Source organism: Clostridium sp. AM34-9AC (assembly GCF_003480225.1).
Taxonomy (GTDB): domain Bacteria; phylum Bacillota; class Clostridia; order Lachnospirales; family Lachnospiraceae; genus Acetatifactor; species Acetatifactor acetigignens.
The window spans coordinates 47646-72723 of record NZ_QUIU01000010.1; the positions used below are offsets into that span (position 1 = coordinate 47646).

Consider the following 25078-nt stretch of genomic DNA (forward strand, 5'->3'; position numbering starts at 1 on the left):
ACTCCTAAACTAAATCATCTTAAAAGCTTTCAACGCTTCTACTATTGCCTCTTCCTTCTCCTTTGGACACTTAGGCTGTCTGGAATCATCTGACTTAGGCTTGTTATAATTTTCTCGCTCTATAATCCCATACTTAGCCTTAACCTGTGCAATATACAGATTTGAAACTTTCATTCCATCATTATGCTCAGCCACGTATGCTTTGATTTCCTCATAGGTTGCCTTACTCTCCGCAGATGTCAAATCCAGTTCATCCATATCCAGTCTCACATTCACATGATGCTTCGCTTCATGAAGTTTGGACAATAAGCATACCGTCTCCACATGCACCGTCATGCCGAACTGGTCCACACCACGGACTTTTCGGATCTCATAGCCTCCATCGCAGAGGATCTTCAGGTCTCTGGCGAGGGTGGCGGAGTCGCAGCTGACGTATACGATGCGTTCGGGCTGCATGCGGAGCATGGTGTTTAAGCAGGCATCGTCACAGCCTTTTCTTGGCGGATCCACGACGATGACATCCGGGTGGAGCATTTCGTCGGAAGATACCTCTTTCATTGCCTTTTCGTAGAACTCCGGCAGGACTTCCTCCGCCTTACCTACAAAAAATTCGGCATTTTCAATATGGTTTCTCTTCGCATTCTCTCTGGCATCGTCGATGGCCTGGGGGATGATCTCCACGCCACACACCTTTTTGGCTTTGCCCGCCAGGAAGAGAGAGATGGTTCCGATACCACAGTAGAGATCCCAAACAGTCTCTTTTCCAGTCAGTCCCGCATATTCCAACGCCAGGCTGTAAAGCTTCTCGGTCTGTACGGGATTTACCTGATAGAAGGAGAGAGGAGAGATCTTGAAGGTTAATGCATCCCCGGTATAAGGGTAATTTTCTTTCTGCATGTCTCTTACGTGGATCGTATCCTCAATGGTGCTCTCACCCCAGAGGTTATGGATCTCGGTACCCATGATTACATTGGTTTTCTCGGTATTGATGCTGACTGACACACTTGTCATACCTTGTATTTCTGCCAGTGCAGCCAGTAATTCTCCCTGATTGGGCAAAAACTCGTTGGTATTCTTCTGTACGCCTGTGGAAATATATGACATTTTTGTCATTTTCTTATTAATGACCAGACATACCATTAACTGTCCACTGGTAAAGCCCTTTCGGATCAATACATGACGCACCAGTCCTTTACCGGTGACTTCATCATAGGCGGTTACTTTATTTTTATGCATATAGGAGAGTATGGTTTCGAGGATCTGCTGATTTTCGGAAGCACCGAGAGCGCAGTCTGTATTGGCAATGATGGTATGGGTGCGTCCGGCATAGAAACCGGTGATGACATTACCGTCTCTATCAGTTCCTATGGGGTACTGCGCTTTATTACGATAGTGGAAGGGTTCCTCCATGCCTACAATAGGCTGCATGCGTTCATCAATGTATTCCGCATCAAACCCACCAATCCGGATCAGATGATTGCGGATCTTCTGTTCCTTGAAATGCAGCTGCTCGGAGTAGGAGAGTGCCTGCAGCTGACAGCCGCCGCACTGTCTGTGGTATGCACATTTCGGTTCCACACGAAAAGGAGAAGGCTGTAACACCTTCTCTAATCTGGCATAAGCATAGTGCTTTTTACTTTTTATGATCTTGGCTTCCACCTGATCGCCGATAACGGCATCTTTGATAAAGAGGGTAAAACCGTCTACTTTACCGATCCCTTCTCCGTCACTTCCCATATCCTCTATGGTTACCGTTACACGATCATTTTTTTTATATTCCATAAATATCCTTATGCCTTTCCGTAGCCTACAAATGCGTACTTCCAGTATTGCTTACATCAGTCCCTCGTACTTTGGTACACTGTGCAGGCACAAATTTACGTGTGAAAAACTTTCTCAGGAAAGCTCCTCTGCCAGCTTCCCGATTTCTTCTTTGTTCTGCGCATTCATAGCCGACTTGATGCTTACTTTTGTCTCCGTAAATGTCAGATTTTTACTCTTTTCAAACATTCCCAGAATCAACTTGCCTGCCATGGGTGCCCAGGTGCCGTTCTCAATGATTGCCACCTTACGATTCTGGTAATTACGCTCGGTCAGACCTTCGATAAAACTGCGCATGCAGGGGAAGAGGTCTCCATTATAAGTAATCCCCGCCAGCACCAGTCTGTCATAACGGAAAGCATCGGCAACAGCTTTTGCTTTATCGCATCTTGCCAGGTCATACAGTACTGTTTTCTGTCCTTTTTCCTGTAAAACATCCGCCAGATACTCCGCAGCATTTCTGGTATTGCCATAGACAGAAGCATAAGCAATTACCACTCCGGATTCTTCCGGCTGATAGGAAGACCACTTATCATATTTTTCCAGATAGAATCCCAGATTCTCCTTAAGTACCGGACCGTGAAGAGAGCAGATGGTCTGAATATCCAGTCCTACCGCTTTTTTCAGAACCGCCTGTACCTGGGGACCATATTTTCCGACAATACCGATATAGTAGCGGCGGGCTTCATTCGCCCATTCTTCCTCTACGTCCAAAGCACCGAATTTACCGAAACCATCTGCCGCAAACAGTATTTTCTCGGTTGCTTCATAAGTCATCATAACCTCCGGCCAATGCACCATGGGAGCATAGACAAAATGCAGGCTGTGCTGTCCAAGCTCCAGGACACCATCATTCGCCGCAACGATGTGTTGTTCCGCAGGTAATCCCTGCACGGCGAAAAACTCCGGGAAAAACTGTTCCATGAACTGGAATCCCTTAGCTGTGGATACTACTGTGGCTTTGGGATATTTTTTCAGAAAAGCCGGAATACTGGCGGAATGATCCGGTTCCATATGCTGTATAACAAGATAATCGGGCATTTTCCCGTCAAGAACCTGTTCTACATTGTTCAGCCATTCTTCCGTAAAAAATCCATCCACTGTGTCCATAACGGCGATTTTATCATCCAGGATCACATAGGAGTTGTAAGACATTCCGTTTGGAACCTTATACTGTCCCTCAAACAGATCTACCTGATGATCGTTTACACCTACATATTTTACACATGCACTGATTTCCATATGCTTCCTCACTTTCCTGTCTGTTCATAGAAGAATTGTCATTTACTCCATTTTGGTAGCACGCAGATTGGATTCAAACAATCTGTTGTAACCAAGCCAGCCACTGTTTTCACTGTTATTTTCCAAAATTTCCTTAAAGGTCTCCATTTTGGCATCCGTATCATCCGCATAATTCAGAGCTACTGCCTCGATCAGTGCAGGCACCTTGGGGGAGCCGTATTCCAGTTTGCCGTGATGAGCCAGAATACAATGCTGTAATTCTGCCAGCAGATTGTGAGGGAATCCGTCGATCTTAGCGGCACGTTCCCCAACCATCTGTGCACCCATCACGATATGTCCCAATAACTGTCCGTCATCTGTATAATCGTTTACCGGAAAAGCGGAAATCTCTTTTACCTTTCCGATATCATGGCACATAGCCGCCGTCAGAAGCAGATCTCTCTGTAAAATAGGATAAGCAGAGCAGTAGTAGTCACACAGCTTGGTAACTCCCAAGGTATGCTCCAGCAATCCGCCCACGAAACCATGATGCACTGTCTTGGCTGCAGAAGAGTTGCAGAATTTCTTCGCAAAATCAGCATCGTCAATAAACAAATCCTGCAACAGCTGATGTAGATAGGTATTCTTAATACTTCCGATCAGAGTCTTTAATTCATTGTACATAGTGTCGATGCCTTTGGAGCTCACCGGCAGATAATCGGAAGGATTGTATTCTCCCTCACGACAGACACGGATACGCTTCACGCTGATCTGTAGCTGCCCCTGGAAATTCGTCACATCACCGTATACCTCTATGTAATCCAGATCATCATAATCACCGATGCCCGGATTATTCGGCTCCCATACCTTTGCATCGATAGTTCCGGTCTTATCCTGTAAAATCACACTTTCATAGGGTTTACCGTTCTTGGTAACAGCCTCCTGTTTATGTTTGCACAGATAAATATCAAATACTCTGTCGCCTTCTTTTAACTCTTTAATGAATTTCATATTGTTGTCCAAACCTTTCTGTCAATCTATTTCAACACCGTTAATGTGATGTCGAATTTCATCTCTTTATATTCCTGCTGTGACTGCCGCATAATCGTCAGTTCTACACTATCTCCCGGTTTCATACTGAGCAGAGAGTTCGTATACTCGTCAAAGCTGATGATCACGCGTTCACCGAATCCTGTGATGACATCTCCCTGCTGGATTCCCGCCAGCATTGCAGGAGAGTCCATTTCTACCTCTGTAATATAAGCTCCGTAAGGAACCCCAAGTTCGCTGTTGGCTTCCTCTGTGACATCCACACCCTTAAGACCCAGATAGGCGAATTTTTCTCCATTCGACATTTTCTCGATATGACGCTTCAATTCCGTAATACCGTAAGCACATACCATATTTTTCATATCTGTGGCAGATTTGCCATTGGTAATGATACCAATGACCTGTCCCTGAAGATTGAATAATACGCCGCCTGCATTCTGACTGCCTACAATATTCGTCTGCAGAATCCGATAAGTGGTATCCGATGCCGCCGACTCACTGGCGGAAGAAGTAATGATGCCATATCCCAGTGAGCCGTTCGTACCCATGGGACGCCCCAGAGCCACCACCGGAAGTCCGGCAATATCTTTGATATTAGAAGATCCAAAAGTAGCGATCGTAATATCATTCTTCAGAAAATCTTCATTCAGAGTATCCAGTTCTACGGCAATCACCGCCAGACCTGTAGTCTCATCTTTTTCCTTCAAAGATGCATCTGCCTGTGTGCCCTCGTTGAATGTGACAATAATGTCATCTGCTTGTTTTACCGGAGAATAATCGGTTAAAATCAGTAATTGCTTGCCATTTTGCGCTATGATCACACCGGATGACTGGTTTTTGCTCTCGTTTACATTGTTGAACCAGTCCACACCGGATGACACTCCTGTCACAGTAACCATAGAACGGTTCATCTCTGCCACATACTGGGCAAGAGCGTTGTAAATCTGCTTATAATTATCCAGGTCCAATATGATTCCGGATAACAGTTCCCGGATCTGCTCCTGTTCCATAACTTCACCGGAAACAGAAGAGGACTGATTGTTCTGATTCTCCTGCTGCATATTCTCTGTCAGCATCTGTTCCGGAGACATCTCATCCTGATCTTCGGGGAATACCACCACCTGTGGTTCCTCCTCCGGGTACAACCAGTTACTGATCACCGGTTCCAATACCAGAAATGTGAAACATGCTACCAGACCGAAGATCACCGCCATGGAAGCCGTGATCAAAGTCCTGCGCAACAGCTTTTTCTTATTTACCGGACGTTCCTTGATTTTTTCTATCATAAATTTTTTCTCAGAAACGTCATTTTGTTCCTTCTGCTTATTTTCTTGGGAATCCGCCATAAATATGCCTCCTCTGTTGCCTACAGATACTTCGGCTTTTCCTTAGGACTCTAATATCTCAATTATACAAAACTGTACCAAAAAAGGCAATAAATATGGTATAATAAGCTCACCCATAAAATCCTGCGTGACTGCTTGCAGGCAAAGCAGGATTTCTATGAGGGGAGCAAACAGACATGAGCAAGAAGGACGATAGTCCGGATTGCGAATGGATGTAACGATTTCGAGAGTGCGCAGCACGTAGAAATCGTATTATTATGTAAACCAGCATTGAGCAGTACCAAAATCGAGAGATGTCAATTCGACTGCTTGCAGGCGGAATTGACAGATCCGATTTTGATAGGGCGAAAGCCCGGCAGTGAGCTTGTACTGCGTATTTTCAATAATATTAAGGAGCCCCACATGAACACAAAAGTACTCACCACTTTAGAATATAATAAGATCATCGACCTTCTCACGGAGAAGGCCGACTCCGAGCCCGGTAAAAAGCTTTGCCGCGATCTGGTGCCTTCTACCGACCTTTCCGCCATCAGAACAGCCCAGCGGGAGACCAAAGATGCCTTGGCCCGTCTCTTCCGTATTGGAAGCACCTCTTTTGGCAGCAACAGAGATCTAGGATTTTCGATCCGTTCTCTGGAAATCGGCAGTTCTCTGTCTATGTCCGAACTGCTGAAGCTGGCATCCTTTCTGGACAACGTCAACCGAATCAAGACCTACGGGAAAAAAGAACGTGAAGACCTTCCCAATGACAGTCTGGATGCCTACTTTGAAGGCCTTACTCCTATGACACAGCTGGCTAACGAAATCAACCGCTGTATCCTGTCGGAAGAAGAGATGGCTGATGATGCCAGCCCAAGATTAAAGAGTATCCGTCGTTCCAAGCTGTCCACCAACGAAAAGATCCACAGCCAGCTGACCTCTATGGTAAACGGCGCTTACCGTACCTTTTTACAGGATGCAGTCATTACCATGCGTGATAACCGCTACTGTATCCCCGTAAAGGCAGAATATAAGAGCCAGGTGAACGGTATGGTGCATGACCAGTCCTCCACCGGTTCCACCTTTTTCATCGAGCCGGCTGCTGTCGTGAACCTGAACAACCAGTTAAAAGAACTGGATCTGCAGGAGCAGGAGGAAATTGAAGTTATTCTGGGTGATCTGAGCAGTCAGGCTGCTGTTCATACTTCAGAGCTTGCTGCGGATCAGAAGATCATGACCACTTTAGACTTCATCTTTGCCAAGGCAAAACTCGCCATGGAACAGAATGCCACAGAGCCTATTTTCAACACTGAACATTACATCCAGATCCGTAAGGGCCGTCATCCACTGTTGGACAAGAAAAAGGCAGTTCCCATTGATGTCCGTCTGGGTAAAGATTTTGACCTGTTGGTGATCACCGGTCCCAACACCGGCGGTAAGACCGTCTCCCTGAAAACAGTGGGCCTTTTTACCCTGATGGGGCAGGCAGGACTGCATATTCCGGCGCTGGACCGTTCAGAACTGTCCATTTTCTCGGAAGTTTATGCAGATATCGGGGATGAGCAGAGTATTGAGCAGAGTTTGTCCACATTTTCTTCTCATATGACCAGAGTTGTCCACATTTTGCAGCACGCAGATGCGGATTCCATGTGTTTATTTGATGAACTCGGTGCTGGAACAGATCCTACGGAGGGTGCCGCTCTGGCAATTGCTATTTTAAATTATCTGCATGACCGTGGCATCCGCACTATGGCTACCACGCATTACAGCGAGCTGAAAATCTATGCACTTTCCACTAATTTCGTAGAAAATGCCTGCTGTGAATTTGATGTGGAGACCCTTCGCCCCACCTACCGTCTGCTCATCGGTATTCCCGGTAAAAGTAATGCTTTCGCTATTTCTTCCAAGCTGGGACTGTCCGATGAGATCATCAATGCCGCGAAAGAACAGATCAGCAAAGAAGACGAAAGCTTTGAAGACGTCATCGCAGATCTGGAACAGAGCCGCGTAACCATTGAAAAAGAACAGCAGGAGATTGCAGAATATAAGGAACGGATCCGCACGTTACAGGAACAGTTACAGAAGAAAAACGAGAAAATCGATCAGGCAAAGGATAAGATTCTGCGGGATGCCAATGAAAAAGCAAGAGCCATCCTTCAGGAAGCAAAGGATGTAGCCGACGAAACCATCCGTGATTTCAATAAAGCAGGCGCTTCCGCCGACATCAAGGAACTAGAGAAAAAGAGACAGAAGGTTCGTGACAAGATCAACGAAAAGAACGGAAAATTGGCTCTTGGTAATAACCAAAAGAAGCCGGCCAACCAGAAGACCGTGGATCCCAAGAAACTGAAAAAAGGAGATTCCGTAAAGATCATTTCCATGAATCTGAAAGGAATTGTGAATACACTGCCGGATGCCAGGGGCAACCTCTTCGTACAATGCGGAATTATGAGAATGCAGACGAATATTAACGATCTCGTACCGGTAAAAGAAGAAACCATTACAGCACCTGCCCTGCAGCGTACCAACACCGGCAAATTGAAAATGTCCAAGTCCTTCTCTGTGTCCTCCGAGATCAACCTTCTGGGATGTACGGTAGATGAAGCCATTGCAAAACTGGATAAATACCTGGATGACGCTTATCTGGCTCATCTCCCCAGTGTGAGAGTCGTGCACGGAAAAGGCACCGGTGCCCTGCGCAGTGCCGTACAGTCTCACTTAAAACGTCTGAAATACGTCAAAGAATACCGGTTGGGTGAATATGGTGAAGGCGATGCCGGTGTAACCATTGTTACTTTTAAATAATAACTGACAGGAGGCCTATACTACATGGTAAGTAAACAGAAAATTCTCATTGTAGATGATGATAATAATATTGCGGAACTGATCTCCCTCTATCTGACGAAGGAATGTTTTGATACCATGATCGTCAATGACGGAGAATCCGTGATGCCGGCTATGGAGACCTTTGCTCCGAATCTGATTCTGTTGGATCTGATGCTTCCCGGCATTGATGGTTATCAGGTGTGCAGAGAGGTCCGGGCACAATACTCCGTTCCTATCATCATGCTTTCCGCAAAAGGTGAAGTCTTCGACAAGGTATTGGGACTGGAGCTGGGTGCGGATGATTATATGGAAAAACCTTTTGATTCAAAGGAACTGGTGGCCCGCGCCAAAGCAGTCCTCAGACGTTATAAGCCCTCCAATGCCCCCACAGAGAATCCTAACGACAAGTGTGTGGAATATGCGGATCTGACCATTAATCTGACCAATTATTCCGTCATCTATATGGGACACACCGTGGAAATGCCGCCGAAAGAACTGGAGCTTCTCTACTTTTTAGCATCCTCACCGAATCATGTATTCACCAGAGAACAGCTCCTGGATCAGATCTGGGGCTATGAATATATCGGTGATACCCGTACCGTGGATGTGCATATCAAGCGTCTCCGCGAGAAGATCAAGGATCATGCCAACTGGAAGATCAGCACCATCTGGGGCATTGGCTATAAATTCGAAGTACGTAATTAAGTCATACCAAAAGCAGGATTTGTTATGAAAAAAACACTTTATCTAAAATTTATACTCGCATATTTTATTTTTGGTGTATTTGGTTTCATCATAGTTACAACTTTTGTTCCCAATATGACCAAAGAGCACCTGATCCGGGAAAAAGCTGAAAGTCTTTATTCCGAAGCAACCCTGATCGCCGGAACCTATGCCGGCGGATTATATACCAGTGAAACAACTTTGGAGACCGTTAAAATGCAGCTGGACTCCCTGGCGGTCTACCTGAATTCCGAGATCCGCATCATCAATCCCTCCGGACGACTGGTACTGGATACCAATAGTCCCTTAGATGTGGAGAATGTGGTAGTCATCGAGAATTTTGATTCGACCGTAACCAGCGGCTCCTACTACACTGTTGGTGATTTCTTCGGTAATTTTGATTCGGATGTACTTACTGTATTTGCTCCCATTACCTCCAACTACAAGGTAAAAGGTTATGTAGTCATCCATACTGATATGAATGATATTCAGAAATCCTGTAACAGCCTGCTGAATATTTCCTATATCACCCTGGCAATCCTGTTCCTGTTATCCCTGATCATTCTGATCTTTTTCACCGAGATCGTATATATTCCTCTGCGGAAGATCACCCATGCCACAGAGCAGTATGCCGCCGGTAATATGCATTATGAATTTCAGGTGGAAAGTGAGGATGAAATCGGCTATCTCGCTTCCTGTCTGAACTATATGGCAAGCGAAATTGCCCGTTCCGAGGATGATCAGAAAAAGTTTGTAGCCAATGTATCCCACGATTTCCGTTCCCCTCTGACCTCTATAAGGGGATATCTGGAGGCCATGCTGGACGGCACAATTCCACCGGAAATGCACGAAAAATACATTACCATCGTATTGAATGAAACAGAACGACTGACGAAGCTGACCAACAGCCTTTTAACCTTGAATAATCTTAACACCAAAGGAATGCTCTTAGATAAAACAGATTTTGATATCAATCAAGTGATCCGTAATACTGCAAGTACCTTTGAGGGTACCTGTCATAACAAATCCATTGCTATTGAGATGATCCTGACCGGCAATGAAATGTATGTCCATGCAGATATGGGTAAGATCCAGCAGGTACTCTATAATCTCATGGACAACGCCATTAAGTTCAGTCACCATGATTCTGTGATCCACATTGAGACCTCGGAGAAGAAAAATAAATTGTTTGTCTCCGTAAAAGACACAGGAATCGGTATTCCGAAAGAAGATCTGAAGCTGATCTGGGACAGATTTTACAAATCCGACCTATCCCGAGGCAAAGATAAAAAGGGAACCGGGCTGGGTCTTTCCATTGTAAAAGAGATTATCAATGCTCACGATGAGCATATCAATGTGATCAGTACTCCCGGCGTTGGAAGTGAATTTATCTTCTCCCTGCCGAAATCCCATCAGGAAGACGAAGAGGACTAAGCTTACAGCTTAGTCCTCTTTTTATACATCCACGACACGATATAGATAACTGTTTCCCTGTTTTCCTACCCGTTCCACTGTTCCCATTTCAAACAGAATATTCAATACGGTCTGAGCCAGTGAGAGAGGGATGTGGGCGGCCTTTGCAAAATCTTTACTGTGAAAAGGTTCTTCCAGCTCATAGGGCACAAATTGCAGATAATCCTCCGGTTGTCTGATTTCCACCTCTTCGACCAGATCCGTTGGAATCCTGTCATACCGTGTGGAGCCCTTTTTCTTATCATGGCTCCAACCGTTCAACAGCCGGTATTCCTCCATATTTACCAATATGAACTTAAATCGGATATTCGGATCCTTCAGGAACATTTTGATCTTATATAGTTCCTTAAAAGCCTGATAGGTGCAGCCTTTTTTCGGTGATTTCCGTTTTTTACTCAGTTCTCCGCTGTCTTCATCGATCCAGATCAGCCATTTTTCATAAGGGATCGGATAGACAATAGTCACAGGATATAAAGGAAGAAAGGTCTGCAATTTTCCCCGCATCCGGTTAAACTGTCTCGTCTGAATCTCTATGATCTCTCCATCCCTATAAATATCCGCTACATAATTCTCTATGGGAATCTCCTGATGATCCTCGTTCGGCTCATAATAGTCCTTAAAAATAGCATGAACCGTCTTCTCTGAGAGAGTTCCGATTCCCAGTCTCTGACGGTCCACGCCTATTATTTTTCTCTTAGCTTCTTCAAAACGCTTCTGATCCATATGATCCATATTTTTTAATCAATCTCGGCATGCTTCGTATACAAAATCTTAAGCAGGATAGGAGTGGAGATACTGGATACAATGATCAGCAGAATGACTGCTGTAAAGTATTCCGCACCGATCATTCCCACAGACAATCCCTTCTGTGCTACGATCAGGGCAACCTCGCCTCTGGTCATCATACCGACACCGATTTTCAAGGCATCCGGTCCTTTGAATCTGCAGATTCTCGCCATTAGACCGCAACCGATGATCTTGCACAGCAGAGCAACAATAACAAATCCGATAGAGAACAGTACAAATTCTCCGTTCAAATGGTCAAAGCTGGTCTTAAGTCCGATACTTGCGAAGAAAATCGGTCCGAAGATCATATAAGAATTGATATCCATCTTCTCGGCTATGTATTCCGAATCCTGAATAGAACACAGGATAATACCTGCCACGTAAGCACCTGTAATATCCGCAATACCGAAGAATACTTCCGCTACATAAGCGAAAATAAAACAGAGCGCAAGACCTAAAATAGGAATACGTCTTGTATGCGGATATTTGTTATCCAGATACTGGAATACCTTGAACAATACAAATCCCACACCAATTGCAAAAAGGAAGAACAGAAGAGTAGAAATTACTACACTTCCTGGATTGGAATCCGGATTTTTAAATCCGATGACAAAAGTAAGTACAATAATACCAATGACATCATCGATAATAGCGGCACTCATGATTGTTGTGCCGACTTTACCTTTCAGTTTTCCCAGTTCTTTCAGAGACTGCACAGTAATACTTACACTGGTAGCCGTCATAATGACACCGATAAATACAGCTTCATAGAATTTCTCAGAGCCCCAGGGTGCCACTCCGTAAAATCCCATGTACAACAATGTTCCTCCTACCAAAGGAACAAATACACCCATGCATGCGATCAGAAATGCCACAAATCCCGTCTTCATCAGATCCTTCAGATTCGTCTCCAGTCCGGCGGAGAACATCAGAAGAATAACACCGATTTCTGCCATCTGGATCAGGAAATCTGACTGCTGTACCAGTCCCAGTACACTGGGTCCGATCAACAGACCGGCAATGATCTCACCTACCACCTGTGGTGCCTTACATTTTCTCGCAATGATGCCAAACACCTTGGCAAATACAATGATAATTGCCAGATCTCTGAAAATACTATAAGATTCCATTTTTCTGCCTCTCTTTTATTATGATGTTGGGGTCAAAAGCCCACGGCTATGATGCCTACGGATTGTTCCGTGCTTTGCAAAATATCCGTTCGTTTATATTTGAAACTCATTAAATTGAGCACTTTTGTTATATCACAGACACCCTTCATCTGCAATATAAAAGTGCTCAACATAAATACTTATTTTGGATTATTTTGAAAATATATTACTCATCGTCTTCATTTTCCTCAGTGGGGAAAATCAGATTTTCTTCTGCTTCGTCCTCATCCTCGGAACCGACTTCCTGTGATACCTGTTCCATGGCTTCTTCGATATTATCGAATTCATGATCACCATTGGACAGTTTCTCACGTACCTTGGCAATCTGTGCTACCTTTACGCCGTTATCCAGATTGATCAGCTTTACACCGGAAGTAATTCTGCTCAGCGTAGAAATATCCTGCACACGCAGCTGAATAATAATTCCTTCGGTAGTGATCATCATGATCTCGTTATCATCATTTACAGCCTTGGCACCTACCACATCACCGGTCTTTTCTACGATCTTGTAGCATTTTACACCCTTACCGCCACGTTTCTGTACGGTAAATTCATCCATATTGGTACGTTTGCCCATACCGTTCTCGGATACGATCAACAGATCGCTGCCCTGGGTCTGTAACTGCATGCCGATGATCTCATCCCCGGGAGAGAGATTCATACCGATGACACCCATGGACGCTCGGCCGGTGGCCCGGACATCTGTCTCCTGGAAGCGGATACACATACCCTGTTTGGTTACCAGGAAGATCTCGCTGTTGCTGTCGGTGATCTTCACCTCGATCAGTTCATCCTCTTCTCTGAGGTTGATAGCGGTCAGTCCGTTCTTTCTGACATTGGAGAACTCCATCAGAGGCGTCTTCTTCACGATACCGGTCTTGGTCACCATAAACAGATTCTTGTCATCACTGTATTCACGGATAGGAATCATTGCGGTGATCTTTTCACCGGGTGCCAGCTGCAAGAGGTTCACGATAGCAGTACCTCTTGCGGTACGGCCTGCCTCCGGGATCTCATATGCTTTTAATCTGTATACTCTTCCCATATTGGTGAAGAAGTTCAGATAATGATGAGTCGTCGTCATCAACAGATCCTCAATGTAATCCTCATCGATGGTCTGCATTCCCTTGATACCTCGGCCGCCGCGGTTCTGTGCTTTGAAATTATCTACGGTCATACGTTTGATATAACCGAGACTGGTCATGGCAATAATAGTATTTTCCCTCGGAATCAGATCCTCCATGGAGATATCCAGTTCGTCATAACCGATCTTACTGCGTCTGTCATCGCCGTATTTCTCAGCGATAGCACTCATTTCTGTCTTAATAACACCTAATAACAGCTTTTCATCTGCCAAAATAGCCTTCAACTCCGCAATTTTTGCTACCAGATCCTGATGCTCGTTTTCCAGCTTCTCTCTTTCCAGACCTGTCAGAGCACGCAGACGCATATCCACAATAGCCTGTGCCTGTACATCAGAAAGTTCAAATCTCTCCATCAAACGTTCTTTTGCAATCTGGGCATTCTGACTGCCACGGATAATAGTAATAACTTCGTCAATGAAGTCCAGAGCCTTTAACAATCCCTGTAAAATATGATCTCTTTCCTCAGCCTTGTTCAGATCATATTTGGTTCTTCTGGTAACCACATCCTCCTGATGTTTCAGGTAATAAGTCAGCATATCCAGCAGATTCATGACCTTAGGCTGATTGTTGATCAGCGCCAGCATGATCACACCAAAAGTATCCTGAAGCTGTGTATGCTTGTACAGCTGATTCAGAATAACATTGGCATTGGCATCCTTACGAAGCTCAATAACCACGCGGACACCTTCACGGTTGGATTCATCACGGATATCTGTGATACCGTCGATCTTTTTCAGTTTTACCAGCTCAGCAATCTTGATGATCAGATTGGCCTTATTGACCATATATGGCAGTTCGGTGGCAATGATCTGGCTCTTACCGTTAGGTAGTGTCTCGATATTGGTCACTGCACGGACTCTGATCTTACCACGGCCGGTACGGTAAGCTTCCTCACAGCCTCTGGTACCCAGAATCAGTCCTCCGGTAGGAAAATCGGGAGCTTTTACAATGGGAAGAATCTCATCGATCGTAGTATCTCTGTCTTCTTCTACACGATTATCAATAATTTTAACAACAGCCTGTACCACTTCACGAAGGTTGTGAGGTGGAATATTGGTAGCCATACCTACGGCAATACCGGTAGTACCGTTGACTAGCAGGTTTGGATAACGGCTGGGCAGTACGACAGGTTCTTTTTCAGTATCATCAAAGTTCGGTACGAAATCTACGGTATTCTTGCCGATATCTGCCAATAATTCCATGGAAATCTTGGAAAGTCTTGCCTCGGTATAACGCATTGCTGCGGCACCGTCACCATCCATGGAACCGAAGTTACCGTGGCCATCTACCAGAGGATAACGGGTAGACCAGTCCTGTGCCATATTAACCAATGCACCGTAGATGGAGCTGTCACCATGAGGATGATATTTACCCATGGTATCACCGACAATACGGGCACTCTTACGATGCGGCTTGTCGGGACCATTGTTCAGTTCGATCATAGAATAGAGTACACGTCTCTGTACCGGCTTCAGACCATCCCTCACATCCGGAAGCGCACGGGATGCGATAACACTCATGGCATAGTCGATATAGAAAGTTTCCATTTTTTCTTTCAGATCGACTTCATGGATTTTATCAATCTCAGCCTCCGAAGGCTTATCAAAAATATCGTCGTTCATGTTTCCTCACAATCTGTCGTAAAATACGACTCTCTATTATTAAATACCGTAACTATTCAGAGCCTGATAACGGCTCTGAATAGTTATTAGATGTCCAGATTCTTAACAAACTGAGCATTTTCTTCGATGAATTCTCTTCTGGGTTCTACCTTGTCACCCATCAGTGTGGTAAAGGTCAGATCCAGTTCGGATTCAGTCTCTTCATCGTAGTTGACTCTGAGCAGAATACGTCTCTCCGGATCCATGGTGGTCTCCCAGAGCTGTTCCGCATCCATCTCACCCAGACCTTTGTAACGCTGGATCTTGTTGTTCTGGTCACGACCTACTTCAGAGAGAATGCTGTCCAGTTCTTCATCACTGTAGGCATACCATACCTTCTTGTTCTTCTCCAGCTTATACAGAGGCGGCTTCGCCAGGAATACATGTCCCTGCTTGATCAGCTCCGGCATAAACCGATAGATGAAAGTCAGCAGAAGAGTACTGATATGCGCACCGTCTACATCGGCATCGGTCATCAGAATGATCTTGTTGTAACGAAGCTTGGAAATATCAAAATCCTCATGGATTCCGGTACCAAAAGCAGTGATCATTGCCTTGATCTCAGCATTGGCATAAATCTTATCCAGTCTTGCCTTTTCTACATTCAGTATCTTACCACGCAGGGGCAGGATAGCCTGTGTTGCACGGGAACGTGCTGTCTTCGCACTTCCTCCTGCGGAGTCTCCCTCTACGATGTAAATCTCGCAGTTCTTCGGATCCTTATCGGAACAGTCTGCCAGCTTACCGGGCAGAGCCATGGTATCCAGAGCGGTCTTTCTCCTGGTGAGGTCTCTTGCCTTTCTGGCTGCCTCTCTGGCACGCTGTGCCAGAATCGACTTCTCACAGATGGACTTTGCAATCTGCGGATTCTGCTCTAAGAAATAAGTCAGCTGCTCACTGACAATATTGTCAACAGCGCCTCTTGCCTCACTGTTACCCAATTTCTGCTTGGTCTGTCCTTCGAACTGAGGATCCTCGATCTTGACACTGACAATAGCAGTCAGGCCCTCACGGATATCTTCACCGGACAGATTCGGCTCACTGTCTTTTAACAGCTTTGCGCTTCTTGCGTAATCGTTAAATGTCTTCGTAATAGCATTACGGAAGCCCTGTAAATGAGTACCTCCCTCGGGAGTATTGATGTTATTTACAAAGCTGAATACGCTCTCGTTATAAGAATCATTGTGCTGGAAGGATACTTCCACGTACACATTATTCTTCTCACCCTCAAAATACAGAATGTTTTCGTATAAAGGCTCCTTACTTTTGTTCAGGTAAGCAACAAATTCCTTGATACCACCTTCATAGTAGAACTCAACGACTTTCTGCTTCTTACCATTTTCCAGAGTAATGGTATGTATCTTACCGATCTTGCCGCCGGTATGGGCTTTGGTGGATTCCTCGGACGTAGCAAAAGCATCTGCAAATGCTTCAGAGTCATTTGCTGTATCCGCAGAAGCTGAAGTTTCTTCGGAAGTCATTGCTTCTGCGGATGCTCCTGCTTCCATGGCATCTTCCTGTGCCCTCTGTAACAGTTCACTGATCTGCTTCTTTTCGTGCTCTGTAGACATAGCTTCCGCAGCTGCACTGTCAACGACAGAACCACCTTCCAGAGAAGTTTCTTCCTCAGTACGATTATCTCTTAAAATGATGCGCAGCCCCTTGGTCAGGAATGCCATCTCTCTGAGTCTTCTCTTCAATACATCAAAATCATATACCGTTGTCTCAGTAAAAATCGTATCATCTGGCAGGAAAGTAACTTTCGTTCCGGTCTTTTCCATAGGGCAGGTGCCGATTTCTTTCAGAGCATAGCATACATGACCTCTCTCATAACGCTGCTTATATACCTTGCCACCCTGGCAAATTTCTACTTCCAACCAGTTGGAGAGGGCATTTACAACAGAGGCACCTACACCGTGCAGACCACCGGATACCTTGTATCCCCCACCGCCAAACTTACCGCCGGCATGCAGAATCGTAAATACGACTTCTACTGCAGGGATACCTGCTTTGTGATTGATGCCTACCGGAATTCCTCGTCCGTTATCAATAACGGTGATGGAATTGTCTTCATTGATGGTTACATCAATGGTATCACAGAATCCTGCCAGTGCTTCATCCACCGCATTGTCTACGATCTCATATACCAGATGATGCAGTCCTCTGCTGGATGTGGTACCAATATACATTCCCGGACGCTTTCTTACAGCTTCCAGACCTTCCAATATCTGAATCTGATCCGCGCCATATTCATGTTCTACCGCGGTATTGTTCATATTTTCTTCGCTCATGATTCCTCACATTCTGCCCTACAGGCTGCCAAAATTATACGCATCTTCCGGAGTTTCTTCCGGTTCGGATTTCAGTCCCATATTTTCATTTACACAGGTGACAGTTCCGGCAGATACTTTGAATACCCGGTTGATTTCAAACCGGTTATTTACAAATTCCTCCAGACCGGTACAGGTAATGATGGTCTGAATATCCCCGATACTGTTCAACAGATAGTTTTGCCGGTTACTGTCCAGTTCAGACAATACATCATCAAGTAATAATACCGGCGTATCTTTCGTAATCCTTTTTACCAGCTCGATCTCGGATAATTTCAAGGAAAGAGCAGCAGTACGCTGTTGCCCCTGGGATCCGAACTTACGGATATCCACGTCCCCTACCAGAAAAGAAAAATCATCTCTGTGGGGTCCCACAGATGTCATTTTTGCCCGCATATCCCGGTCCTGACTGTTTCTCAGCTTACTTTCAAATTCATCCAGTTCCACATCCGGCTCATACTGGATACGGATTTCTTCCCGCCCACCGGATAATTTTTTATGAATCTCATAAATGATCTCATTGAGCTGTTCCACGAACAGCTTTCTTCTCTCTATGATCTTACTTCCGTAAGATACCAGCTGCATATCCCAGATAGTCAGAGTTTCCTTCAGATCCGGATTCATATACATATCTTTGAGAAGCTTGTTACGCTGATTGACAATTTTGTTGTAATGATTGAGATTATAGAGATAGAAATTGTCCAGCTGGCACAGTTCCATATCTACAAATCTTCTCCGCTCAGAGGGACCATTTTTAATGATTCCCAAGTCTTCCGGAGAAAAAAACACAACATTACAAAGCCCCAGAAGATCCGCTGCTTTCTTGATCTTCTGGCCATCTATGGCAATTCCTTTGGATTTGGACTTTCTCAGATGCATATCCACACGGATTTCTTTACCGTCTTTCTCGAGATAAGTTCTGATATGTGCCTCTTCCTTGTCGAAATTAACGATTTCTCTGTCCTTGCTTCCCTTATGCGATTTTGTGGTGGCAGCTACATAGATTGCTTCCAGAATATTGGTCTTGCCCTGCGCATTGTCTCCGTAGAGGATATTTGTCCCCCGGTCAAACTGCAGGACAAGAGAATCATAATTCCTGTAATCTGCCAATTCGATTGATTTGATGATCATAGTAACCTGCTTATTCTATCACGATGGTCTCGCCATCATATTCCACTTTATCTCCGGATACCAGCTTTTTGCCACGCTGTAATTCCGTCTGTCCGTTCACCTTTACCAGGCCATCCTGTACGGCGAACTTGGCATCCACGCCGGATTCTACCACACCGGCTGCCTTTAATGCCTGACCAAGCTTAATATAATCATCCTTTAAACGGATCGTATGCATTGATTTAACCTCTGTTCTTAAGTTTAAGCAACTGTTGTAAAGTTCACGGGAAGGATCAGGTAAATATAGCTTTCCTCTGCATTCTTGATAAAACAGGGTGCCTTGGGATTTACCATATACAGATCCACTTCCTCATCATCGATGACACGGAGAGCATCGATCAGGAACTTGGGATTGAATCCAATCATCAGATCCTTACCCTGTTTCTGAATATCGATTTCTTCGTTCATGCTTCCCAGAGCGGAATTGATTTTAAGTTCCATTCCACTGTCTGTGATATTTACGATAATAGGTTTCTTATCGCCTTCCTTTACCAGAAGAGTAGCACGATCGATACAGCTTAAGAACTCTTTCTTGTTGACTCTTACTTTGGTCTCATAATCGCTGGAAAGCATCTGGTCGATCTTAAAATATTCTCCCTCGATCAGACGGGATACTACAACGGTCTTATCAAATTCAAATACAATATGTTTTTCCGTAAAGGAAATCGTTACATCACTGTCTGCATCTCCGGGTAAAATCTTACTTACCTCGTTCAGAGTCTTACCGGGAACAACTACCTTTTTCGGAGAATAGCTGTTCTTCAGCTGGATCTTACGGATGGAAATACGGTGTCCGTCCAGAGACACAATTTTGAACTCTTCTCCGTTAATATCAAAAAGTTCACCAGTCATCAGCTTATTGTTATCATTGTCAGAAATAGAGAAGATGGTCTGTCTTACAACCTCTTTCAGTGTAAACTGACTCATGACAATACTGTCATCTTTTTCTACTGCCGGTAAATAAGAGAAATCTTCACCAGATTTACCGATGATCGTGAATTTTGCTTTTTCACAGGTAATAACTACCTTGAAGGAAGCATCAGTCTCAATGGTAATGTCACTGTCAGGAAGTTTACGTACGATTTCCAGGAACATTTTTGCATCCAGGGCAATGATACCCTTTTCTACGATCTGTCCTTCTATGGTAGTCTCGATACCAAGTTCCATATCGTTGGCAGTTAACTTGATCTCTCCATTGGTAGCATCTACTAAAATACATTCCAGAATAGACATGGTAGTCTTACTGGGAACAGCTTTTGATACAGTTTGTACGCCATTTAAAAGATTGGCTTTCGAACAGACTAATTTCATGTGTGCATAACTTCCTTTCTGGTTGATTTGCGTACGCGCAGATACGCGTTGTATAAAAATATTAAAAGAATTTCGTAGTCACCTTAATAAGGAGTGTTGATATGTGCATAACCAGTCTTATTATACTATTTTTCAAGGCAAAATGGAATGGAAATCTTAGTGGATTTGGCAGAATAACCTAAGAATAACTCTCAGATTATTCACACCGTCCAGATTCTGTTCCGGAACCTTAAAACAAGTTATCAACAGGTGAACACCGTTTATTCTAAAGATATACACAACTTGTCCTCAGAATAAGAAAAATTATTAACAGATATCTTCTAAGAAGGATTTATCTTCTTTGTGATAATATCGATTTTATTACGAAGTTCTTCGTTCGTCTGGATCTCCGCAGACACTTTATTTACGCCGTGAATGATCGTTGTATGGTCTTTTTTGCCCAAAAGCTTTCCTATATTAGTGAAGGAGGTATCCGTCAGCTCTCTGCACAGGTACATTACGACCTGACGGGGCTGTACGAACTCGGAATTTCTCTTCTTGGAAGTAATATCTTCCGGCTTTACGCCAAAATGCTCTGCCACTACATTAATAATGAGAGTAGGAGTGATCTCCTTTGGCTTGTTGGGGTAGATGACATCCTTCAGGGCTTCTTCGGCCAGAGAGAGTGTCAGATCTACCTTATTTAATTTTGCAAAAGCAATGATCTTGTTAAACGCGCCTTCCAGTTCACGAATATTGGATTTAATATTTGTGGCAATGTATTTGATGATCTCTTCATCAATCTGACGATCGTAGGTCTCTGCATTTTTCCGTAAAATTGCCATTCGGGTCTCATAATCGGGCGGCTGGATATCAGCAATCAGGCCCCATTCGAAACGGGAACGGAATCTTTCATCCAGAGTTTCCATTTCCTTGGGCGGTTTATCGGAAGACAGAATGATTTGTTTATGGGCAGCATGCAAGGCATTGAAAGTATGGAAGAATTCCTCCTGGGTACTTTCCTTACCTATAATAAATTGTACGTCATCGACCATGAGAACATCCACGTTACGGTATTTCTCACGCAGCTTGGTCATGGAAGCCGCATTACCACTACGAATGGATTCGATTACTTCGTTTGTGAATTCCTCACTGGTAACGTAGAGAACCTTTTTGTCCGGATCCTGTTCTAAAATAAAATGTCCGATGGAATGCATCAGGTGAGTCTTGCCCAGACCGGGACCTCCATATAAATAGAGAGGATTGTAGACTTCTCCTGGAGATTCCGCTACCGCAAGGGATGCGGAATGAGCAAATTTGTTATTACTTCCCACGACAAAGGTATCGAATTTGTATTTAGGGTTCAGATGGGCATCTTCATAATTAATACCATATATCTGATTAGGAACAGCCATTTCATTCTCAGCAGGTTCTTCTGCCTTGACATCCTTCTCCAGGATAAAGTTGATATCATAAGGATGATCGAACATTTCGGTAATAGTTACCTGAAAAAAGCTCTTATATTTTGATGAAATGTAATTCAGGGCATGGGCCTGGTCCGAAGGAATGATAATGCTTACTACATCATTCACTACATTATGAAACTCCAAAGGCTCCACCCATGTATGATAAGAAATGTCAGAAAGACTGTATTCTCTTCTGACAGCTTCTTTGACAGTTGTCCAGTTTTCTTTGATTGCGTCCATTAATTTCCTCCCGCTAAGAGTCCCACTGTGCGAAACTCCATTTCATTGTATAATAGAATTAAAAATAATTCAAATGTAAGTTATGAACAGGTCATGGATAAAGTTATCCACATATTGTTGATAAAGTTGTTCATAACTGGGAATATTAACAGGGGATGTGGATAGTGATGTGTATATGTGGATAAATCCGACAAATTTCGAGATATCCACAATTACGGTAAAATTGTCCACTTTTACACCGGATTTACACAGAATATCCATCTGAAAAAAATAAATATCCACAAATAATCAACATGCTGTGGATAACTCGTTTGTGGGTAAATATGGTGTATATCTATGTGGATAACTCGATTTAAAAAATTTTATGAATTTCAGGAAGCCCTATTTCTCTTGATTTTTCAGCATTTTTATTGAATTTTGCTTGACATTGACGGGCTTTTACATTACAATCAATATGCTATTTTCCGAAAGGAAGGCGCATTTTTTATGCGCCCAAATGTTGAAAAATATGTTTACCTTTTTATATAAGAAGGTTTAGAGAAGGAGGTGCCTTTCCATGAAGATGACATTTCAGCCTAAAAAGCGTTCCCATTCCAAGGTTCACGGTTTCAGAGCCAGAATGAGTACTCCCGGTGGAAGAAAAGTTTTAGCAGCAAGACGTGCAAAAGGAAGAAAGAAATTATCCGCATAGGTCACAGCAATGTGACCTTTTTTTCTCTTAACTTTCACGGTTGGAGGAGTGCATGCAGTTTTCGGAATCATTAAAAAATAATCAGCAGTTCCGTTTTGTGTACAAGAATGGCAGATCTTATGCCAACAAGTACTTTATCATGTATGTGAAGGAAAATGGCCTTGATAAGAACAGAATCGGAATCAGTGTAAGTAAAAAAGTCGGTAATAGTGTCGTAAGACATAGAATTACCCGACTGGTCAGAGAAAGTTACAGATTACATGAAAGTGTATTCAATAGTGGTTTGGATATGGTAATCATTGCAAGACCGGCCGCAGCTTCTATAGGATATGAAGAAGCGGAAAGTGCGCTGCTGCATCTTGCAAAACTTCATCATCTGATAAAAATCTATTTTTATCAGGATTAAATAAAATTTGTATATGAAAAAATTAGTTATAGCCATGATTAGGTTCTATCAGAAATATATCTCACCGTACAAAGGTACGAAGTGTCCTTATGTTCCCAGTTGTTCTCAATATGGTCTGGAAGCCATTGAAAAATATGGTGTGATCAAGGGAGGACTTCTGGCTGCATGGAGAATTCTTCGGTGCAATCCTTTCTCTAAAGGAGGATATGATCCTGTACCTTGAGAATATCCGATAGAAGGTGGCAAATATTAGGAGGATAAATGAACGGTATTCTTTTGACACAGAATTCCACATTCATTATCGGACAGGTAGCCTGGCTGCTGGGTAAGATAATGGAAGGAATCTTCGAAGTTCTGAACTTGATCGGTATTCCTAATATCGGTCTTGCAATCATTCTTTTTACAATTGTTGTAAACCTGTTGATGATGCCTCTTACCATCAAGCAGCAGAAATTCTCCAAACTTTCTGCTAAGATGAATCCTGAGATTCAGGCAGTTCAGGCAAAATACAAGAATCGTAAGGATCAGGATGCACAGTTGGCACAGAATCAGGAAATTCAGGCAGTTTATGCCAAGTATGGAGTATCTCCTACAGGCAGCTGTCTGTATATGCTGATCCAGATGCCTATTCTGTTTGCTCTGTATCGTGTAATTTATGCAATTCCCGCTTATGTTGGAAGAGTAAAAGAAGCTTTCTTCCCTTTGGTAGACAATATTATCGATACTGCAGGTGCAACAGAGCTGGTTCAGAATCTGACGAATTCCGCTATGTACAGCAAGCAGTTTACCAATGCAGGTTTTGTAGCAGGAACACATACTGAATATGTTCAGAATACGATCATTGACTGTCTGAATAAAGCATCTACCGCTGATTTTGCAAGTATCAGTGAGAAGTTCCCTTCTCTTGCAGCAGATGTGACCAATACGGTAAGCAAGCTGGAAGAGTATAATAATTTTTTAGGACTGAATATCGGCAACTCTCCTTCTTATGTGTTGAAGGAAGCATGGGCTAACGGAGCATGGCTTTTAGTAATCGGAGCAATCGCTATTCCGGTTTTGTCTGCATTGACACAGTGGATCAACGTAAAGCTGATGCCACAGCAGGATACTTCTTCTAATGGTAATGATCAGGCTGCAGCAATGGCTTCTTCCATGAAGACCATGAACATGATCATGCCTCTGATGTCTGCATGGTTCTGCTTCACATTACCATCCGGTCTGGGTCTTTACTGGGTAGCAGGTAGTGTTGTCAGAAGTATCCAGCAGGTAGTAATCAATAAGCACATCGATAAGATGAATTTTGATGATATTATCAAGAAGAATTCAGCCAAGAGTGCCAAGAAGCTGGAGAAGATGAAGGAACAGCAGGAAAAGCTGAATGCTTATGCAAGTATGAGTACTAAAAACATTCAGAAAAAGGCTAATATTTCTTCTAATGTGGATAACAGTGAAGTATCCGCTGACAGCTATTCCGAAGTAAAAGAAGCTAAGCCCGGAAGTATGATGGCAAAAGCAAATATGGTAAGAGATTATAACGAGAAGAACAGTCGTAAATAAATTTTCCTTATGATTAATTGAGGAGGTAAATAATATGGACATGATCGAAGTATCTGCAAAGACAGTCAGTGATGCCATTACGGAAGCTTGTCAGAAGCTGGGTGTTACCAGTGACAAGTTAGATTATCAGGTAGTGGAAGAAGGTTCTTCCGGATTCCTCGGAATCGGAGCAAAGCCCGCTGTAATCAAGGCTGCAGTAAAGAAAAGCTCTGTAGAAGAAGTTGCCAGAGCATTTTTAAATGATGTATTTCAGGCTATGAACATGGAAGTTGTCATTGATATTAAGTACAACGAAGAAGAGAAGAGCATGGACATCGAGTTAAGCGGTAACGAGATGGGTGTTCTGATCGGTAAGAGAGGACAGACACTGGATTCCTTACAGTATCTGGTATCTCTGGTAGTCAATAAAGAGTCTGAAGAGTACATTCACGTAAAGGTTGACACTGAGAACTACCGTCAGCGTAGAAAAGAAACTCTTGAGAATCTTGCCAAGAACATTGCATATAAGGTTAAGAGAACCAAGAGAAGCGTGTCTCTGGAGCCTATGAATCCTTATGAGAGAAGAATTATTCATTCCGCACTGCAGAATGATAAATATGTTACTACTCATAGTGAGGGAGAAGAGCCCTTTAGAAGAGTTGTAGTTACTCTGAAGAGATAATTACAGGAAAGCACGAAAAAGATAAAAGCCGGTATTAGAATTTATTCTATGTACCGGCTTTTATTTA

At 43.6% G+C, this 25078-nt stretch carries 20 protein-coding genes; 8 read left to right on the forward strand and 12 right to left on the reverse strand.

All coding sequences use genetic code 11. The annotated features are described in order from the left end of the window. Positions 1–9: 9 nt before the first annotated feature. The 4 genes from rlmD to DW835_RS07685 all read right to left on the reverse strand — a co-directional run bounded on the left by rlmD (position 10) and on the right by DW835_RS07685 (position 5438). Positions 10–1782 (reverse strand): 23S rRNA (uracil(1939)-C(5))-methyltransferase RlmD, encoded by a 1773-nt coding sequence (gene rlmD, locus DW835_RS07670; RefSeq protein WP_118730929.1) that lies wholly within the window; start codon positions 1780–1782, stop codon positions 10–12. A gap of 114 nt (positions 1783–1896) precedes the next feature. Next, positions 1897–3063 (reverse strand): FprA family A-type flavoprotein, encoded by a 1167-nt coding sequence (locus DW835_RS07675; RefSeq protein ID WP_118730930.1) that lies wholly within the window; start codon positions 3061–3063, stop codon positions 1897–1899. Between the two features lie 42 nt (positions 3064–3105). After that, positions 3106–4053 (reverse strand): HD domain-containing protein, encoded by a 948-nt coding sequence (locus DW835_RS07680; protein ID WP_117466792.1) that lies wholly within the window; start codon positions 4051–4053, stop codon positions 3106–3108. A gap of 26 nt (positions 4054–4079) precedes the next feature. Next, positions 4080–5438: a trypsin-like peptidase domain-containing protein gene (locus DW835_RS07685; RefSeq protein ID WP_118730931.1), complete on the reverse strand. Its 1359-nt coding sequence runs from the start codon at positions 5436–5438 to the stop codon at positions 4080–4082. 402 nt (positions 5439–5840) lie between these two features. On the opposite strand from DW835_RS07685, the gene DW835_RS07690 reads away from it, so the two are divergent. From DW835_RS07690 to DW835_RS07700, 3 genes are all read left to right on the forward strand, one after another. Then, a complete protein-coding gene (locus DW835_RS07690) occupies positions 5841–8222 on the forward strand; it encodes an endonuclease MutS2 (protein WP_118730932.1) in 2382 nt (793 codons plus the stop codon). Positions 8223–8246: 24 nt separating this feature from the next. Continuing rightward, positions 8247–8948, forward strand: a complete 702-nt coding sequence (locus tag DW835_RS07695) for a response regulator transcription factor (RefSeq protein WP_117466798.1) — start codon at positions 8247–8249, stop codon at positions 8946–8948. Positions 8949–9062: 114 nt separating this feature from the next. Then, complete coding sequence (locus DW835_RS07700) at positions 9063–10400, forward strand: HAMP domain-containing sensor histidine kinase (RefSeq protein ID WP_347559362.1); 1338 nt, start codon at positions 9063–9065, stop codon at positions 10398–10400. Positions 10401–10421: 21 nt separating this feature from the next. On the opposite strand, the gene DW835_RS07705 is transcribed toward DW835_RS07700, so the two are convergent. The 8 genes from DW835_RS07705 to dnaA form a co-directional block, all read right to left on the reverse strand. Beyond that, positions 10422–11171: a hypothetical protein gene (locus DW835_RS07705; protein WP_347559363.1), complete on the reverse strand. Its 750-nt coding sequence runs from the start codon at positions 11169–11171 to the stop codon at positions 10422–10424. Positions 11172–11176: 5 nt separating this feature from the next. Next, complete coding sequence (locus DW835_RS07710) at positions 11177–12355, reverse strand: cation:proton antiporter (protein ID WP_117466802.1); 1179 nt, start codon at positions 12353–12355, stop codon at positions 11177–11179. 205 nt (positions 12356–12560) lie between these two features. Continuing rightward, positions 12561–15161 carry a DNA gyrase subunit A gene (gene gyrA, locus DW835_RS07715; RefSeq protein WP_118730933.1) on the reverse strand — a complete coding sequence of 867 codons (2601 nt, stop codon included), beginning with the start codon at positions 15159–15161 and terminating at the stop codon, positions 12561–12563. Between the two features lie 86 nt (positions 15162–15247). Then, on the reverse strand, positions 15248–17491 hold the full coding sequence (gene gyrB, locus DW835_RS07720; protein WP_207658882.1) for a DNA topoisomerase (ATP-hydrolyzing) subunit B: 2244 nt from the start codon (positions 17489–17491) through the stop codon (positions 15248–15250). Between the two features lie 18 nt (positions 17492–17509). Further along, positions 17510–18661: a DNA replication/repair protein RecF gene (recF, locus tag DW835_RS07725; RefSeq protein ID WP_117466806.1), complete on the reverse strand. Its 1152-nt coding sequence runs from the start codon at positions 18659–18661 to the stop codon at positions 17510–17512. Positions 18662–18671: 10 nt separating this feature from the next. Beyond that, positions 18672–18878 carry an RNA-binding S4 domain-containing protein gene (locus DW835_RS07730; protein WP_117466808.1) on the reverse strand — a complete coding sequence of 69 codons (207 nt, stop codon included), beginning with the start codon at positions 18876–18878 and terminating at the stop codon, positions 18672–18674. Positions 18879–18901: 23 nt separating this feature from the next. Next, positions 18902–20011 carry a DNA polymerase III subunit beta gene (gene dnaN, locus DW835_RS07735; RefSeq protein ID WP_022311905.1) on the reverse strand — a complete coding sequence of 370 codons (1110 nt, stop codon included), beginning with the start codon at positions 20009–20011 and terminating at the stop codon, positions 18902–18904. 320 nt (positions 20012–20331) lie between these two features. Further along, positions 20332–21696, reverse strand: coding sequence for a chromosomal replication initiator protein DnaA (dnaA, locus tag DW835_RS07740; RefSeq protein WP_022311904.1), 1365 nt, complete (start codon positions 21694–21696; stop codon positions 20332–20334). A gap of 556 nt (positions 21697–22252) precedes the next feature. Between dnaA and rpmH the strand changes: the two genes are divergently transcribed. From rpmH to jag, 5 genes are read left to right on the forward strand one after another with little or no spacing between them, the layout of a single operon-like run. Continuing rightward, entirely contained in the window at positions 22253–22387 is a 135-nt protein-coding gene (gene rpmH / locus DW835_RS07745; RefSeq protein WP_022154017.1) for a 50S ribosomal protein L34, read from the forward strand. 52 nt (positions 22388–22439) lie between these two features. After that, positions 22440–22793 (forward strand): ribonuclease P protein component, encoded by a 354-nt coding sequence (rnpA, locus tag DW835_RS07750; RefSeq protein WP_022311903.1) that lies wholly within the window; start codon positions 22440–22442, stop codon positions 22791–22793. Between the two features lie 13 nt (positions 22794–22806). Further along, a complete protein-coding gene (gene yidD / locus DW835_RS07755; protein WP_117466812.1) occupies positions 22807–23016 on the forward strand; it encodes a membrane protein insertion efficiency factor YidD in 210 nt (69 codons plus the stop codon). A gap of 38 nt (positions 23017–23054) precedes the next feature. Next, on the forward strand, positions 23055–24350 hold the full coding sequence (locus tag DW835_RS07760) for a YidC/Oxa1 family membrane protein insertase (RefSeq protein ID WP_118501512.1): 1296 nt from the start codon (positions 23055–23057) through the stop codon (positions 24348–24350). 34 nt (positions 24351–24384) lie between these two features. Further along, positions 24385–25011, forward strand: a complete 627-nt coding sequence (gene jag, locus DW835_RS07765) for an RNA-binding cell elongation regulator Jag/EloR (protein ID WP_118501510.1) — start codon at positions 24385–24387, stop codon at positions 25009–25011. The last annotated feature ends 67 nt before the right edge of the window (positions 25012–25078 follow it).

Coding starts and splice junctions, on each gene's coding strand:
- DW835_RS07710 (WP_117466802.1), bottom strand. CDS start 12,355: ATGGAATCTTATAGTATTTTCAGAGATCTGGCAATTATCATTGTATTT.
- DW835_RS07730 (WP_117466808.1), bottom strand. CDS start 18,878: ATGCATACGATCCGTTTAAAGGATGATTATATTAAGCTTGGTCAGGCA.
- DW835_RS07695 (WP_117466798.1), top strand. CDS start 8,247: ATGGTAAGTAAACAGAAAATTCTCATTGTAGATGATGATAATAATATT.
- jag (WP_118501510.1), top strand. CDS start 24,385: ATGGACATGATCGAAGTATCTGCAAAGACAGTCAGTGATGCCATTACG.
- dnaA (WP_022311904.1), bottom strand. CDS start 21,696: ATGGACGCAATCAAAGAAAACTGGACAACTGTCAAAGAAGCTGTCAGA.
- DW835_RS07700 (WP_347559362.1), top strand. CDS start 9,063: ATGACCAAAGAGCACCTGATCCGGGAAAAAGCTGAAAGTCTTTATTCC.
- rnpA (WP_022311903.1), top strand. CDS start 22,440: ATGCAGTTTTCGGAATCATTAAAAAATAATCAGCAGTTCCGTTTTGTG.
- recF (WP_117466806.1), bottom strand. CDS start 18,661: ATGATCATCAAATCAATCGAATTGGCAGATTACAGGAATTATGATTCT.
- DW835_RS07690 (WP_118730932.1), top strand. CDS start 5,841: ATGAACACAAAAGTACTCACCACTTTAGAATATAATAAGATCATCGAC.
- dnaN (WP_022311905.1), bottom strand. CDS start 20,011: ATGAAATTAGTCTGTTCGAAAGCCAATCTTTTAAATGGCGTACAAACT.
- DW835_RS07675 (WP_118730930.1), bottom strand. CDS start 3,063: ATGGAAATCAGTGCATGTGTAAAATATGTAGGTGTAAACGATCATCAG.
- DW835_RS07705 (WP_347559363.1), bottom strand. CDS start 11,171: ATGGATCATATGGATCAGAAGCGTTTTGAAGAAGCTAAGAGAAAAATA.
- DW835_RS07685 (WP_118730931.1), bottom strand. CDS start 5,438: ATGGCGGATTCCCAAGAAAATAAGCAGAAGGAACAAAATGACGTTTCT.
- gyrA (WP_118730933.1), bottom strand. CDS start 15,161: ATGAACGACGATATTTTTGATAAGCCTTCGGAGGCTGAGATTGATAAA.
- DW835_RS07680 (WP_117466792.1), bottom strand. CDS start 4,053: ATGAAATTCATTAAAGAGTTAAAAGAAGGCGACAGAGTATTTGATATT.
- gyrB (WP_207658882.1), bottom strand. CDS start 17,491: ATGAGCGAAGAAAATATGAACAATACCGCGGTAGAACATGAATATGGC.
- yidD (WP_117466812.1), top strand. CDS start 22,807: ATGAAAAAATTAGTTATAGCCATGATTAGGTTCTATCAGAAATATATC.
- rpmH (WP_022154017.1), top strand. CDS start 22,253: ATGAAGATGACATTTCAGCCTAAAAAGCGTTCCCATTCCAAGGTTCAC.
- rlmD (WP_118730929.1), bottom strand. CDS start 1,782: ATGGAATATAAAAAAAATGATCGTGTAACGGTAACCATAGAGGATATG.
- DW835_RS07760 (WP_118501512.1), top strand. CDS start 23,055: ATGAACGGTATTCTTTTGACACAGAATTCCACATTCATTATCGGACAG.